Genomic DNA, 15,573 nt, shown 5'->3' with positions numbered 1-15,573 from the left:
TCTGTTACACAGGCCTCTGGAGGTGTCCGAAATGCGGTAGCGAGGTTCAGGCAGCATCAAAGCGCTTGGGGGGAGCGTGTACACATCCCCGGCACTGGCCTTATGCTGCGTTAGCGCTCGCCCCTTTCAGGACAGCTTCTAAGGAGCAGTCATGAGCTATGTGATCGACCGACGTCTCAATGGCAAGAACAAGAGCACGGTAAACCGCCAGCGGTTTCTGCGGCGTTACCGTGATCACATCAAAAAGGCTGTCGAAGAGGCGGTCAGCCGGCGCTCCATTACCGATATGGAACACGGCGAGCAGATCAGCATTCCCGGTCGCGACATCGACGAACCGGTGCTTCACCATGGTCGGGGCGGCAAGCAGACCATCGTGCACCCGGGCAACAAGGAGTTCACCAGCGGCGAGCACATTGCCCGTCCGCCCGGAGGTGGCGGCGGCAGAGGCCCCGGCAAGGCCGGCAACACGGGTGAAGGGATGGACGAATTCGTCTTCCAGATTACCCAGGAGGAATTCCTCGAATTCATGTTCGAGGACCTTGAGCTGCCCAACCTGGTCAAACGCCACCTGACCGGCACCGACACCTTCAAGACCGTACGCGCCGGCATCAGCAACGAGGGCAACCCGTCACGGATCAACATTATCCGCACACTCCGCTCGGCCCATGCCCGGCGCATTGCCTTGTCCGGCAGCAGCCGGGCGAAGTTGCGTGAAGTCAAAGAGGAATTGCTGCGGCTTAAACGGGAGGAACCGGACAACTTTGGCGATATCCAGGAACTGGAAGCAGAAATCGAGAAACTCAGTGCGCGCATTCACCGAGTGCCCTTTCTCGACACTTTCGACCTCAAGTACAACCTGCTGATCAAGCAGCCAAACCCCAGCTCCAAGGCAGTGATGTTTTGCCTGATGGACGTGTCCGGCTCCATGACCCAGGCGACCAAGGACATCGCCAAACGCTTCTTCATCCTGTTGTACCTGTTCCTCAAGCGGAACTACGACAAAATCGACGTCGTGTTCATCCGCCACCACACTAGCGCCCGCGAAGTGGATGAGGAGGAGTTTTTCTACTCCCGGGAAACCGGCGGCACTATCGTTTCCAGCGCCCTGAAACTGATGCAAGAGATCATGGCCGAACGTTATCCGAGCAATGAATGGAACATCTACGCCGCCCAGGCGTCCGACGGCGACAACTGGAACGACGATTCGCCGATCTGCCGCGACATCCTGATCAATCAGATCATGCCGTTCGTGCAGTACTACACTTATGTTGAGATTACCCCGCGCGAACACCAGGCCCTGTGGTTCGAGTACGAACGCATCGCCGAAGCCTTCTCTGACACTTTTGCCCAGCAGCAACTGGTCTCGGCCGGGGATATCTATCCGGTCTTTCGTGAACTCTTCCAGCGCAGGTTAGTGACATGACCGCCAAAGAGCAGAAGCGCCAACCCATTTCCACCGGCTCCGAATGGACATTCGAGCTGATCCAGGCCTACGACCGCGAAATCAGTCGTCTCGCGGCCCGCTACGCGCTGGATACGTACCCCAACCAGATCGAGGTGATCACCGCCGAGCAGATGATGGACGCCTATGCCTCTGTCGGCATGCCCCTGGGCTATCACCATTGGTCCTATGGCAAACACTTCCTCAGCACCGAAAAATCCTACAGCCGCGGCCAGATGGGTCTGGCCTACGAGATTGTGATCAACTCGGACCCTTGCATCGCCTATCTGATGGAAGAAAACACCATCTGCATGCAGGCTCTGGTGGTGGCTCACGCCTGCTATGGCCATAACAGCTTTTTCAAAGGCAATTACCTGTTCCGCACCTGGACCGACGCCAGCTCGATCATCGATTACCTGGTGTTCGCCAAGCAGTACATCATGCAGTGCGAAGAACGCCACGGCATCGACGCGGTAGAGGACTTGCTCGATTCCTGCCATGCGTTGATGAATTACGGCGTCGACCGTTACAAACGCCCTTATCCGATTTCCGCCGAAGAAGAACGCCGTCGGCAGAAGGATCGGGAAGAGCATCTGCAGAAGCAGATCAACGATTTGTGGCGGACCATTCCAAAAGGCGCGGACAAATACAGCGACAAGGACAACGCGCGTTTCCCCGCCGAACCTCAGGAAAACATTCTGTATTTCATCGAAAAACACGCCCCGTTGCTGGAGCCCTGGCAGCGGGAAATCGTGCGGATTGTGCGCAAGATCGCCCAGTATTTTTATCCACAGCGCCAGACACAGGTGATGAACGAAGGCTGGGCCACGTTCTGGCACTACACCTTGATGAACGACTTGTACGACGAAGGCCTGGTCACTGATGGCTTCATGATCGAGTTCCTGACGTCCCATACCAGCGTGGTGTTTCAGCCGGGCTTTGACAGCCCCTACTACAACGGCATCAACCCCTACACCCTGGGTTTTGCCATGTATCGCGATATCCGCCGGATATGCGAAGCGCCCACCGAAGAGGACTATCGCTGGTTTCCGGAAATAGCCGGCACCGACTGGCTGTCCAGCATCAAATTCGCCATGAGCAGCTTCAAGGACGAGAGTTTCATCCTTCAATATCTGTCACCCAAGGTGATCCGCGACCTCAAGCTGTTCAGCATCCTCGATGACGATCAGAAGGACGATCTGCTGGTTCCGGCGATACACGACGAAGAGGGCTATCGAACCATTCGTGAAACCCTGGCGGCGCAATACAACCTGGGCAATCGCGAACCCAACATACAGATCTACAGCATCGACCGGCGTGGCGACCGCTCCCTGACCTTGCGCCACCAGCAACACGACCGTAAACCGCTGGGCGATTCCACTGACGAAGTGCTCAAACACCTGCACCGCCTGTGGGGCTTCGACATTCACCTGGAAACCCTGCAAGGGGATCAGGTGATGAAAACCCACCATGTTCCGCCCAGAGGCGAACATGGCGAGGGGGATTACGGCCGGCTGGACCTGGCAGTCATTCATCTTTGATCCTGTTTTCTGCCTCCGGAAGTTCGACGCAAAGGTTATTCTGTCGGGCTAACGGAGGTTTTTATGCAGATTTATAAAGTCGGCGGTGCTGTACGCGATCGCCTGCTGGGCAAGCCTGTCACCGATATCGACTGGGTCGTTGTGGGCGCCACCACCGAAGAAATGCTCGCCAAGGGCTTTCGTCCAGTGGGCGCGGACTTCCCGGTATTTCTTCACCCCAAAAGCGGTGAGGAATACGCCCTCGCTCGCACCGAACGCAAAAACGGGCGCGGCTACGGCGGCTTCATCTTTCACGCCAGCCCCGACGTCACGCTCGAAGAAGATCTGATTCGTCGCGACCTGACGATCAACGCCATGGCCGAAGACGCCCAGCAGAACCTGACCGACCCCTACCATGGCCAGCGGGATCTACAGGCGCGCCTGCTTCGTCACGTTTCCCCCGCTTTCGCCGAAGATCCGCTCCGTGTTCTGCGCGTTGCCCGCTTCGCCGCGCGTTATGCGGAACTGGGTTTCACCGTCGCCCCCGAGACATTGGAGCTGATGCGCCAACTCAGCGAATCGGGTGAGTTGGAGGCATTGACTCCCGAGCGCAGCTGGAAAGAAATCGCCCGCGCACTGATGGAAGACCAACCCCAAGTATTCATCGAGGTGCTGCGCGAGTGCGGCGCGCTCAAGGTACTGATGCCGGAAGTCGACGCGCTGTTCGGTGTACCGCAACCCGCAGCCCATCACCCGGAAATCGACACGGGCGTGCATACCCTGAGCGTGCTGGAGCAAGCGGCGCTGCACAAACAACCGCTGACCGTGCGCTGGGCCTGCCTGCTGCATGACCTGGGCAAAGGACTGACGCCCGAGGAAGAATGGCCCCGCCACATCGCCCACGAACACAGAGGCCTGAAGCTGATCAAAGCGGTTAACGAGCGCTTCAAGGCACCGAAAGATTGTCAGGAACTGGCGCTGCTGGTGGGCGAGTATCACACCCATGGCCATCGGGCGCTGGAGTTGAAGCCGTCGACCTTGCTGGAGTTACTGCAGAGTTTCGACGTTTATCGTCGACCTCAGCGCTTTGAGGAATTTATCGCGGCGTGCGAGATGGACGCTCGGGGGCGTAAAGGCCTGGAGCAAAGAAGTTATCCACAGGCTGATTATTTGCGGGGCGCGGCAACTGCGGCGCGAAGTGTTGCGGTTCAGCCGTTGCTGGAGAAGGGCTTCAAGGGGCCGGAGTTGGGCGAGGCGATCAAGCGCGAGCGGCTCAAGGCGTTGAAGGTTTACAAAGCGGCGGCGTCAGTTTGAAAGCATCAAGGGCAAGCCCGCCCCCACAGGATTTTGCATAGAACCCGTGGGAGCGGGCTTGCCCGCGAAAGCGTCAGCAGCGTCAAAGCAAATCGGAAGGGGTCAACTGTTGGCCCCGCCACTCAAACGCCACCGGCGCCAACACCTGATCGATTTGCGCCTCACTCCACAGAGTCGCGAAACTCTTGCCTACGCCCGGATGCACTCTATCCGGCGCAATCAGCGACAACGGCCACAGCACGAAGGCATTTTTCAGAATCTCTGCACGCGGCAAGATCAAACCGTCGAAGTTGCCCACCAGGTCGCCGAACAGCAGTACGTCGATATCCAGCGGCAAGCCCTTGCGGTCCGGCGCATAACGGCCGTTATCCGCTTCGATGAATTTCAACCGTCGATCCAGCTCCATCAGCGGCAGATCGGTGAAAGCCGAGACCACAAAGTTGAAAAACGGCCCGCTCTTGATCCCCACCGGCTGGCTTTCGAATACCGCCGAGCAGCGCATATCCACCAGGAAACCCGCCAAGGCGTCCAGGCCTGCCTGCAAATGGGATTCGCGCTCGATATTGCTACCGAGCCCGAGATACACCTGAGTCAGCGACATCCGCGCTCGATCTCCACACCCACACCTGTGGCCGCCGGGACGGCACCTGGCTTGGTCAGTTTGAGGTGCATCCAGGTGATCTTGAATTCGCTCATCAGCACTTCCGCCAGACGCTCGGCAAAGGTCTCCACCAGCTGGAACTGCGCCTGCTCGGCGAACGCCTGGATGCGCGACGAAACGCTCGCGTAGTCGAGCGCCAGGGTCAGGTCATCACCGGCGGCGGCCGGGCGATTGTCCCAGGCGAAGCTCAGATCAAGTCGCAGACACTGTCGGATGCCTCGTTCCCAGTCGTAGGCACCGATCACGGTGTCGACTTCCAGGCCCTCGATAAACACTCTGTCCAAGCACTTCTCTCCACTGCACGACAAGGGCGCAATGCGCCGTTAGAATCAGGGCGTCCTCGCCCGGAATAGTTAGCATGTTTTGGTTACTGGCGATCCTCGCCTACCTGCTCGGCTCTCTGTCCTTCGCCATTTTGCTCAGCCGCCTGACCGGTAACCCCGATCCGCGAATGAGTGGCTCGGGCAATGCCGGTGCCACCAACATGTTGCGCTTGGCCGGCAAGAAGCTCGCCATCCTGACCTTGCTCGGCGACCTGAACAAAGGCCTGCTGCCCGTATTGATCGCAGGTGCAATGGGCCTTTCACTGCAAGAACAGGCCTGGATCGGCGTCTGCGCCGTTATCGGTCACCTGTTTCCTCTGTACTTCCGCTTTCGCGGTGGCAAGGGTGTCGCCACTGCGGCCGGCATGCTCCTGGGACTCTACCCGCCCGCCGCGCTGCTGGCGGTCTGCGCCTGGCTGCTGACGTTCTACCTGACCCGCACCAGCTCCCTCGCCGCCCTGATTGCCACACCACTGACCCTGCCGTTGCTGGCCTGGCAAGAACCGACGGCACTGCTGCCCATGAGCGCGCTCACGGGCCTGATCGTCTGGCGTCATCGCGGCAATCTACGCGACCTGTTTGCCGGGCGCGAACGGCATTTTTAAATACCGCACGTGAGCGCCGCTCATCACAGCGCCGACAGTTGCTCCATCGGCCAACGCGCCTGCACGCTGATCGCCAGGCTTTCATGCTGGCCGGCCTGCAAGCGCTGGCAGCCGGCAAACGCAATCATCGCGCCATTATCGGTGCAGAACTCCGGACGGGCATAAAACACATCGCCCTTCATGTCGCCGAGCATTTTCTCCAGTGAAGTACGCAGCGCTTTGTTGGCGCTGACGCCCCCCGCGATGACCAGACGCTTGAGACCCGCCTGTTTCAGGGCTCGCTTGCACTTGATGGTCAAAGTCTCCACCACGGCCTGCTGGAACGCCAGCGAGATGTCGCAACGGGCTTGCTCGCTGTCGTCCCCGGCGTTGACGCTCTGCTGCCAGGTGTTCAGAGCAAAGGTTTTCAGGCCGCTGAAGCTGAACGCCAAGCCTGGACGATCACACATCGGACGCGGGAAAGTGAAACGTCCTGCAACGCCCTGCTCCGCCAGACGTGCGATCTCCGGACCGCCCGGATAATTCAGGCCCATCATCTTCGCGGTCTTGTCGAATGCTTCGCCGGCAGCATCGTCGAGGGTCTCGCCCAAGAGCGTGTAATGGCCAATCCCGTCGACCTGAACCAGCTGTGTATGACCACCGGACACTAACAAAGCGACGAACGGGAACTGCGGTGGCTGCGGCTCCAGCATCGGCGCCAGCAAATGACCTTCCATGTGATGCACGCCCAAGGCCGGAATGCCCCAGGCAAAGGCCAGCGCCTGGGCACAGGAAGCCCCCACCAGCAAGGCTCCGACCAGGCCAGGGCCCGCGGTATAAGCGATGGCGTCGATCTCGGTCGGCACACAGCCGGCCTCGGCCAGAACCTGACGAATCAAGGGCAGCATGCGCTTGACGTGATCACGCGAAGCCAGCTCCGGCACCACGCCACCATAGGCACGATGCAGATCGATCTGGCTGAACAGCGCGTCGGCCAACAACCCGCGCTCACTGTCGTAAAGTGCGACACCGGTTTCGTCGCAAGAGGTTTCTAATCCCAGTACTAGCATGGGTTTGCGCCTTGTAGAGGCTGAATTCGAAGGCGCGCATAATAGTCGTCGCGTGATGCCCCGACCAGCGGTTTTCGATCAGAGGCTTTGCATTCCGAGCGATGAGGGGTTAACATCCGCAACCCTTAAAAACCGACGTCTTCAAGTGCTCTTTTGCCGCGAGGATGTTGACCCCGGTAATGAATGAAGGTAGCTCTGGATGCCAGCCGTCAAAGTAAAAGAGAACGAACCCTTCGACGTAGCTCTGCGTCGTTTCAAGCGCTCCTGCGAAAAAGCCGGTGTACTGGCTGAAGTTCGTAGCCGCGAATTTTACGAGAAGCCAACTTCTGAGCGTAAACGCAAAGCAGCAGCCGCTGTTAAGCGTCACGCCAAGAAAGTTCAGCGCGAACAGCGCCGCGCCGTTCGTCTGTACTAATACACAGACGATCGTAGCAAGCTTCTGCCAAGCCCGGCCCTCAGCCGGGCTAATGGCATTTGCGGACAACGCTTGATGCTTCACCGTCAAAGCCGCAGACGCGACCGAGACAAACCTGCTTCACAGCGTCAGACCTGGCTCTTTTGCCAGCGGTGCACGTCTTTTCTGACGAGCCTTCCAAGGCTACTGACGAGCACACCCACTGATTCCTCTCACGACGATCAGCCCAAGGCACCTTCTTGCGTGCCCGCTTATGAGCTATCCGAGGCCAATGACTGGCCGTCGCCGGATTCAGCGAAATACTTTCAAATAGTCGAATACTGATTGGTACTAACGTCAGTGGATTTTCGGCAGATACACTTCCCGACAGCGATACGCAGACGACACCGGTCGAGCCGCATACCATGCGCGCCTCAAACAACGACTCCGTGTTCGGCCGCCCTTCGTTTTGGGTCCATTTCAGCGCAGATGACGAGAACGCCATGGCCGGGCTAATTCCCCAGAGCTTCATTGACGACCTTCTGAACCGCACCGACATCGTCGACGTGGTCAGCTCGCGCCTGCAAATGAAAAAAGCCGGCAAGAACTACACTGCCTGCTGCCCGTTTCACAAAGAGAAAACCCCCTCCTTCAGCGTCAGCCCCGACAAACAGTTCTATTACTGCTTCGGCTGCGGCGCTGGCGGTAACGCCCTCGGCTTCATGATGGACCACGACAACCTGGATTTCGTCCAGGCTGTCGAAGAACTGGCCAAAGCCGCCGGCATGGAAATTCCCCGCGAAGAAAGCGGTCGGCCGCACAAACCGCGGCAGCCCACCGATTCGCCGCTGTATCCGCTGCTCACCGCCGCCGCCGACTTTTATCGTCAAGCGCTGAAAAGCCATCCGTCGCGCAAAGCCGCCGTGGATTACTTGAAGGGTCGTGGACTAACGGGAGAAATCGCCCGGGACTTCGGCCTCGGTTTTGCCCCGCCCGGCTGGGACAATCTGTACAAGCACTTGAGCAGCGATACCTTGCAGCAAAAGGCCATGATCGATGCCGGCCTGCTGATCGAGAACGCCGAAACCGGCAAGCGCTATGACCGCTTCCGCGATCGCGTGATGTTCCCGATCCGCGACAGTCGCGGGCGCATCATCGCCTTCGGCGGCCGAGTGCTGGGCGACGACAAGCCGAAATACCTGAACTCACCGGAAACCCCGGTTTTCCATAAGGGCCAGGAACTCTACGGCCTTTATGAAGCACGCAAGAACAACCGCAACCTCGACGAAATCATCGTCGTCGAAGGCTATATGGACGTCATCGCCCTCGCCCAGCAAGGCCTGCGCAATGCCGTCGCGACCTTGGGCACCGCTACCAGCGAAGAGCACATGAAGCGCCTGTTTCGCGTCGTGCCCAACGTGCTGTTTTGCTTCGATGGCGACCAGGCCGGCCGAAATGCCGCCTGGCGGGCACTGGAAGCAACCCTTCCATGCCTGCAGGACGGGCGACGGGCGCGCTTTCTGTTCCTGCCTGAGGGCGAGGACCCGGATACGCTGGTCCGCTCCGAGGGCACTGACGCCTTCCGCGCGCGAATCAATCAGCACGCCCAGCCATTGGCCGATTACTTTTTTCAACAGTTGACCGAAGAATCGGACCCGCGCTCCCTCGAAGGCAAGGCCCACATGGCCACCCTCGCCGCACCGCTGATCGACAAGGTCCCGGGCGCCAACCTGCGCATCTTGATGCGCCAGCGCCTGAGCGAAATTACCGGGCTTAGCGGTGAAGCCGTGAGCCAACTCGTGCAAAGCACGCCTCAGCCCCAGGAAGCGCCACCCGCTTACGATCCGGGCATTGATTACGACGCCATGCCGGATTACAGCGACTACCATCAGCCGCAGGCGCAAGAGATGTACGCGCCGCAGCAGGAATGGACGCCGAAAAAGCCTGGCGCAGGCGGCAAGAAATGGGACAAGAAGCCGTGGGACAAGAACGGCAAACGTGGCGGTGATCGCGATCAACCGCGCGCCCCACGAGTGCCGGCCGCTGTAGAGCCACCCACCCTGGCCGCCTTGCGCACGTTGCTGCATCACCCGCAACTGGCTGAGAAAGTCGAGGATGCCGGGCACTTCGCTGCCGAGGACCATACCAACACGCAACTGTTGGTCGCCCTGCTCGAAGCCGTACAGAAAAATCCCAAGCTAAACTCATTTCAACTGATTGCGCGTTGGCACGGCACCGAACAAGGCCGACTGCTCAAAGCGCTGGCAGAAAAGGAATGGCTGATTGATGGAGATAACCTTGAACAACAGTTTTTCGACACCATTACTAGCTTGTCAGCCCGCCAACGCGAGCGAAACCTGGAACAACTTCTTCGAAAAGCCCGTCAAAGTGAATTGAGCACCGAAGAGAAAAATCAACTGCGCGACCTTTTAAGTCGCAATGTTTCCGCATCAAGCCCGACCTCAACTGGCGCGTGAGGTCATAGCTCAGGTATAATCCTCGGCTTGTTTTTTGCCCGCCAAGACCTTCAGTGGATAGGGTGTTATGTCCGGAAAAGCGCAACAGCAGTCTCGTATCAAAGAGTTGATCACACTTGGTCGTGAGCAGGGCTACCTGACTTACGCGGAGGTCAACGACCACCTGCCGGAGGATATTTCAGATCCGGAACAGGTGGAAGACATCATCCGCATGATTAATGACATGGGGATCAACGTATTCGAGGTTGCGCCAGATAAGGATTCCCTTATGCTGGCCGACGCCGATACCGACGAAGCCGCGGCCGAAGAGGCAGCAGCAGCGTTGGCAGCGGTCGAGACCGACATTGGTCGCACCACCGACCCTGTGCGCATGTACATGCGTGAAATGGGTACGGTAGAGCTCCTCACACGTGAAGGCGAAATCGAAATCGCCAAACGTATTGAAGAGGGCATCCGCGAAGTGATGGGCGCAATCGCGCACTTCCCTGGCACGGTTGACCATATTCTCTCCGAGTACACTCGCGTCACCACCGAAGGTGGCCGCCTTTCCGACGTCCTGAGCGGTTATATCGACCCGGACGACGGCATTGCGCCGCCTGCAGCCGAAGTGCCACCGCCTGTCGACCCGAAAGCCGTGAAAGCGGACGACGACACCGACGACGATGACGCCGAAGCGAGCGATGACGAAGAAGAAGCCGAAAGCGGTCCGGATCCGGTTATCGCCGCACAGCGCTTTGGCGCCGTCGCCGATCAGATGGAAATCACCCGCAAGGCCCTGAAAAAGCATGGTCGTGGCAACAAGCTGGCAATCGCCGAGCTGATCGCCCTGGCTGAGCTGTTCATGCCGATCAAACTGGTGCCGAAGCAATTCGAAGGCCTGGTCGAGCGTGTTCGCAGTGCCCTGGATCGCCTGCGTCAGCAAGAGCGCGCGATCATGCAACTGTGCGTTCGTGATGCCCGTATGCCGCGTGCCGACTTCCTGCGCCAGTTCCCGGGCAATGAAGTCGACGAAAGCTGGACCGATGCACTGGCCAAAGGCAAAAGCAAATACGCTGAAGCCATTGGTCGCCTGCAACCGGACATCATTCGTTGCCAGCAAAAGCTGACCGCGCTGGAAACCGAAACCGGTTTGACGATCGCAGAGATCAAGGACATCAACCGTCGCATGTCGATCGGTGAGGCCAAGGCCCGCCGCGCGAAGAAAGAGATGGTCGAAGCGAACTTGCGTCTGGTGATCTCCATCGCCAAGAAGTACACCAACCGCGGTCTGCAGTTCCTCGATCTGATCCAGGAAGGCAACATCGGTCTGATGAAAGCGGTAGACAAGTTCGAATACCGCCGCGGCTACAAATTCTCGACTTATGCCACCTGGTGGATCCGTCAGGCGATCACTCGCTCGATCGCCGACCAGGCCCGCACCATCCGTATTCCGGTGCACATGATCGAGACGATCAACAAGCTCAACCGTATTTCCCGGCAGATGCTGCAGGAAATGGGTCGCGAACCGACCCCGGAAGAGCTGGGCGAACGCATGGAAATGCCTGAGGACAAGATCCGCAAGGTGTTGAAGATCGCTAAAGAGCCGATCTCCATGGAAACCCCGATCGGTGATGACGAAGATTCTCATCTGGGTGACTTCATCGAAGACTCGACCATGCAGTCGCCAATCGATGTCGCCACTGTTGAGAGCCTTAAAGAAGCGACTCGCGAAGTCCTGTCCGGCCTCACTGCCCGTGAAGCCAAGGTTCTGCGCATGCGCTTCGGTATCGACATGAATACCGACCACACCCTCGAGGAGGTTGGTAAGCAGTTCGACGTGACCCGTGAACGGATTCGTCAGATCGAAGCCAAGGCGCTGCGCAAGCTGCGCCACCCGACGAGAAGCGAGCATTTGCGCTCCTTCCTCGACGAGTGATCACAAAACCCCCGGCCCAGGCCGGGGGTTTTGCTTTATGCAGATTAAATGCCCCGTACATCCCCCCCGCCGCATAGCCCGTCTACACTCGAAACATTCCCCCAAGCCATAACGAGACCGTTATGCCCAGATGGCCGACCGTGCTTTTTTTGCTGTCGCTGATGACCTGGACCGCAACGGCTGGCGCGCTGACTCTTACCGACGAAGAACGTAGCTGGCTGACGGCCCACCCGGAATTGCGCCTGGGCGTGGACGCGTCCTGGCCACCGTTTGAATTTCGCGACGAACACGGGCGTTATCAGGGCCTGGCAGCGGACTACATCAACGTCATCCGTCAACGGTTGGCCATCAAACTCACGCCCATCGAACCGGTCAGCTGGACCGAAGTCTTGCAGCAGGCAAAAAAAGGCAAGCTAGACATCTTGCCGGGCATCATGTCGACTCCCGAGCGCCAGACGTATCTGTCGTTCACCCGCCCCTATCTCGACTTTCCAATTGTCATTCTGGCTCACGTCGGAGGCCCCCAACCGCGCAAACTCGAAGACCTGTACGGGCTGAAGATCGCCGTGGTGGAAAACTATGCCCCCCATGAACTATTGCGCACCCACCATCCCGACCTGAATCTGGTGGCGATGCCCAACGTCAGCTCGGCGCTGCAGGCGCTGGCCACCGACGCCGTAGACGCCGTCGTGGGCGATCTCGCCTCCAGTGTCTGGAGCCTGCGCCAACTCAAGCTCGACGGGCTCTACGTCAGCGGTGAAACACCCTATCGCTACCAATTGGCGATGGCCGTGCCCCCGAACAACAAGCTGCTGGTCAGCATCCTGGACAAAGTCCTGGCAGACATGACCCCGAGTGAAATCAGTGCCATCCAGGAACACTGGGTTGGTAACGTCCTGGACCATCGAACCTTCTGGCTCGACGTGCTGATTTACGGCCTGCCAGGATTGCTGTTTCTCATGATCGTGCTGGCAGTGGTTATCCGGATCAACCGCCGACTCAGTTCGGAAATTGCCCGTCGAGTCGCTCTGGAACAGGAACTGCGCAGCAGCGAATACCATTACCGCGGGCTGGTGGAGAGTCTTTCAGCCATCGCCTGGGAAGCCCGGATCAGCGATTACACCTACAGTTACGTGTCACCTCACGCTCAGGACCTCCTTGGTTATCCCCTGCCCCATTGGCTGATTCCGGGCTTCTGGCGCAACATCATCCACCCCGCGGACCTTACCCGGGCCCAGACCTTCTGCGACCGTGAAGTGGCGGCCGGGCGCGATCACAGCGTCGATTACCGGGTCATCACCGCCGACGGCCGCTGCCTTTGGGTCCGCGATATCGTCAGCCTGATCGAGCACGCCCATGAACCGGTACTGCGCGGGCTGATGATCGACATCAGCGAAGCCAAGCGCACTGAAGAGGCGCTGCGCCTGTCGGAACAGAAGTTCGCGTCAGTGTTCCAGCAATGCCCGGATATTCTGGTAATCGCTCGCCTTTCCGACGGTTGTCTGCTGGAGGTCAACGAAGCGTTCGAGGAACAGATAGGCCTCAAGGCCGAAGACGTCATAGGCCAGACCGCCACCGACCTGAACATCTGGGGCGTACCCGGCGTGGGGCCGGGTTTATTGCAGCGGTTACAGGCCGGCAGCATCCGCAACCTGGAGATGCCCTTTCGCCGCAGCAATGGCCAGGTGTTTACCGGCCTGATTTCCGCCGAGCCTTTCGACCTCGATACGACCCCAGCCTTGGTAGTCGTCGTGCGGGACATCAGTCAGCTCAAGGAAACCCAGCAACAACTGCAAACCTCCGAAGAGAAATTCGCCAAGGCCTTTCATGCCTCCCCCGATGGCCTGCTGCTGTCCCGGCAGAGCGACGGCTTGCTGTTGGAAGTCAACGAAGGCTTCAGCCGTATTACCGGCTTCAACAGCGCGATGTCCGTGGATCGATCGGCTCTGGACCTGGGGATCTGGGTCAATCTCAACGAACGCAAACAGATGCTCGAGTTGTTGCACCGAGATGGTTTTGTTCGCGACTTCAGTTGCCACATCCGCCGCAAAGACGGGCAGATTCGGCTCTGTGAGGTTTCAAGCCGTCCATTGCCCATCGGCGATGAGGATTGCATGCTGACCATCGCCCGGGACATTACCGAGCGGCATCTGATGCAGGAGAAACTGCAGCAGGCCGCCACGGTGTTCGAGAGCACTGCCGAGGGTGTCTTGATCACCGACACCCAACAGCACATCAGCGCGGTCAACCGTGCGTTCACCGAAATCACCGGCTACAGCGAGAGCGAAGCTCTGGGCCACACCCCTCGCCTGCTCGCCTCGGGCCTGCATGACAGCGCATTTTATGCGGCGATGTGGCATCAATTGACCGCCGACGGTCATTGGCAAGGCGAGATTTCTAACCGGCGCAAGAACGGCGAGCTCTATCCGAGCTGGCTGACCATCAGCGCTGTGCGCAACCGGGATAAATTCATCACCCACTTTGTTGCGGTGTTCGCGGACATTTCCAGCCTCAAGCACGCGCAGGCCAAACTCGACTACCAGGCACACCACGACCCGCTGACCGGTCTGCCAAACCGCACGCTGTTCGAAAGCCGACTGCTGACCGCGCTGAACAACCAGCAGGAAAACGGTGGCCAGGGCGCGGTGCTGTTCCTCGACCTGGACCGCTTCAAACACATCAACGACAGCCTCGGCCACCCGGTCGGCGACCTGCTGCTCAAAGGCATTGCCGTGCGCCTCAAGGAGCAACTGCGCGATATCGATACCGTGGCGCGTCTGGGTGGTGACGAATTCATCATCCTGCTCCCCGGCCTGCAACAGTCCAGCGATGCTGACAACATTGCCACCAAGCTGCTCAATTGTTTCTCCGCTCCTTTCCAGGCCGGCGAGCACGAGTTTTTCATCAGCGCCAGCATCGGCACCAGTCTGTATCCCCGGGACGGCTGCGACGTCGCCACACTGGTCAAGAATGCCGATGCCGCGATGTATCGCTCCAAGGCCAAGGGCCGTAACCGGGTTGAAAGCTACACCCGCGACCTCACCGCCCAGGCCAGCGAACGCGTGGCGCTGGAGCATGAACTGCGCCGCGCCATGGAGCGCAATGAGCTGTTTTTGTACTACCAGCCCAAAATCAGTCTGGACGATCATCGAGTAGTGGGCGCCGAAGCACTGATTCGCTGGCATCACCCCACCTTCGGCGATGTACCTCCCGAGCACTTCATTCCCCTGGCCGAAGAAAACGGCATGATCCTGCAAATCGGCGATTGGGTACTTGAGACCGCCTGCCGACAGATGTACGAGTGGAATCAGGTCTATGAGTGCCTGGGCCCACTCTCAGTCAACCTCGCGGGCGCTCAACTGCGCCAGCCGAACCTGCTCGGCCGGATCGAGCAATTGCTCAAGGACAACCACCTCAAACCCGGCTTCCTGCAACTGGAAATCACTGAAAACTTCATCATGAGCCAGGCCGAAGAAGCGCTGGCGGTGCTGCACCAACTCAAACGCCTGGGTGTGCAACTGGCGATCGATGATTTCGGCACCGGCTACTCGTCGCTGAGCTACCTCAAACGCCTGCCGCTGGACATCCTCAAGATCGACCAATCCTTCGTCCGCGGCCTGCCGGACGACCCGCATGACGCAGCGATTGTTCGCGCGATCATTGCCCTGGGCCGCAGCATGCAATTCACCGTCATCGCCGAGGGCGTCGAAACCCAGGCCCAGCAGCAATTCCTGGCTGCGGAGGGCTGTGAGCAGATCCAGGGCTACATCGTCAGCCTGCCGCTTCCCCCCGACGAATTCGCCACGACGTTTCTTCGTACAGCCATATTGGATTTTTCGGATAGCACAGCCGAGAAACCATCGCTATAATCCGC

11 protein-coding genes are annotated in these 15,573 nt (G+C 59.0%); 8 read left to right on the top strand and 3 right to left on the bottom strand.

Annotated features, from left to right (window positions below; translation table 11 throughout):
- Positions 1-151 precede the first annotated feature (151 nt).
- From PSH88_RS02925 to PSH88_RS02915, 3 genes are all read left to right on the top strand, one after another.
- Positions 152-1,423, top strand: a complete 1,272-nt coding sequence (locus tag PSH88_RS02925; protein WP_007904257.1) for a YeaH/YhbH family protein — start codon at positions 152-154, stop codon at positions 1,421-1,423.
- Positions 1,420-2,982, top strand: coding sequence for a SpoVR family protein (locus PSH88_RS02920; RefSeq protein WP_305424863.1), 1,563 nt, complete (start codon positions 1,420-1,422; stop codon positions 2,980-2,982). The genes PSH88_RS02925 and PSH88_RS02920 overlap by 4 nt, the downstream gene beginning before the upstream one ends.
- A 63-nt stretch (positions 2,983-3,045) precedes the next feature.
- The gene (locus tag PSH88_RS02915; RefSeq protein WP_305424862.1) at positions 3,046-4,275 is read left to right on the top strand and encodes a multifunctional CCA addition/repair protein; all 1,230 of its coding nucleotides are present in this window, start codon (positions 3,046-3,048) and stop codon (positions 4,273-4,275) included.
- Between the two features lie 82 nt (positions 4,276-4,357).
- Here PSH88_RS02915 and folK read toward each other — a convergent pair whose 3' ends face one another.
- Positions 4,358-4,876 (bottom strand): 2-amino-4-hydroxy-6-hydroxymethyldihydropteridine diphosphokinase, encoded by a 519-nt coding sequence (folK, locus tag PSH88_RS02910; RefSeq protein WP_305424861.1) that lies wholly within the window; start codon positions 4,874-4,876, stop codon positions 4,358-4,360.
- Positions 4,867-5,220 carry a dihydroneopterin aldolase gene (gene folB / locus PSH88_RS02905; RefSeq protein WP_253552248.1) on the bottom strand — a complete coding sequence of 118 codons (354 nt, stop codon included), beginning with the start codon at positions 5,218-5,220 and terminating at the stop codon, positions 4,867-4,869. The genes folK and folB overlap by 10 nt, the downstream gene beginning before the upstream one ends.
- Before the next feature lie 74 nt (positions 5,221-5,294).
- Here folB and plsY point away from each other — a divergent pair, with 74 nt between their 5' ends.
- Positions 5,295-5,864 carry a glycerol-3-phosphate 1-O-acyltransferase PlsY gene (plsY, locus tag PSH88_RS02900; protein WP_305424859.1) on the top strand — a complete coding sequence of 190 codons (570 nt, stop codon included), beginning with the start codon at positions 5,295-5,297 and terminating at the stop codon, positions 5,862-5,864.
- 23 nt (positions 5,865-5,887) lie between these two features.
- Here plsY and tsaD read toward each other — a convergent pair whose 3' ends face one another.
- Positions 5,888-6,913, bottom strand: a complete 1,026-nt coding sequence (tsaD, locus tag PSH88_RS02895) for a tRNA (adenosine(37)-N6)-threonylcarbamoyltransferase complex transferase subunit TsaD (protein WP_305424858.1) — start codon at positions 6,911-6,913, stop codon at positions 5,888-5,890.
- 199 nt (positions 6,914-7,112) lie between these two features.
- Here tsaD and rpsU point away from each other — a divergent pair, with 199 nt between their 5' ends.
- The 4 genes from rpsU (at position 7,113) to PSH88_RS02875 (ending at position 15,568) form a co-directional block, all read left to right on the top strand.
- Complete coding sequence (rpsU, locus tag PSH88_RS02890) at positions 7,113-7,328, top strand: 30S ribosomal protein S21 (protein ID WP_002551877.1); 216 nt, start codon at positions 7,113-7,115, stop codon at positions 7,326-7,328.
- 482 nt (positions 7,329-7,810) lie between these two features.
- A complete protein-coding gene (gene dnaG, locus PSH88_RS02885) occupies positions 7,811-9,784 on the top strand; it encodes a DNA primase (RefSeq protein ID WP_305426933.1) in 1,974 nt (657 codons plus the stop codon).
- Between the two features lie 67 nt (positions 9,785-9,851).
- The gene (gene rpoD, locus PSH88_RS02880) at positions 9,852-11,699 is read left to right on the top strand and encodes an RNA polymerase sigma factor RpoD (RefSeq protein ID WP_007904230.1); all 1,848 of its coding nucleotides are present in this window, start codon (positions 9,852-9,854) and stop codon (positions 11,697-11,699) included.
- 122 nt (positions 11,700-11,821) lie between these two features.
- A complete protein-coding gene (locus tag PSH88_RS02875) occupies positions 11,822-15,568 on the top strand; it encodes a bifunctional diguanylate cyclase/phosphodiesterase (RefSeq protein ID WP_305424856.1) in 3,747 nt (1,248 codons plus the stop codon).
- The last annotated feature ends 5 nt before the right edge of the window (positions 15,569-15,573 follow it).

It is taken from the genome of Pseudomonas wuhanensis, from assembly GCF_030687395.1.
Taxonomy (GTDB): Bacteria; Pseudomonadota; Gammaproteobacteria; order Pseudomonadales; family Pseudomonadaceae; genus Aquipseudomonas; species Aquipseudomonas wuhanensis.
Note: the sequence above shows the minus strand (reverse complement) of the source record. Positions and strands in the feature narration are given on the sequence as shown.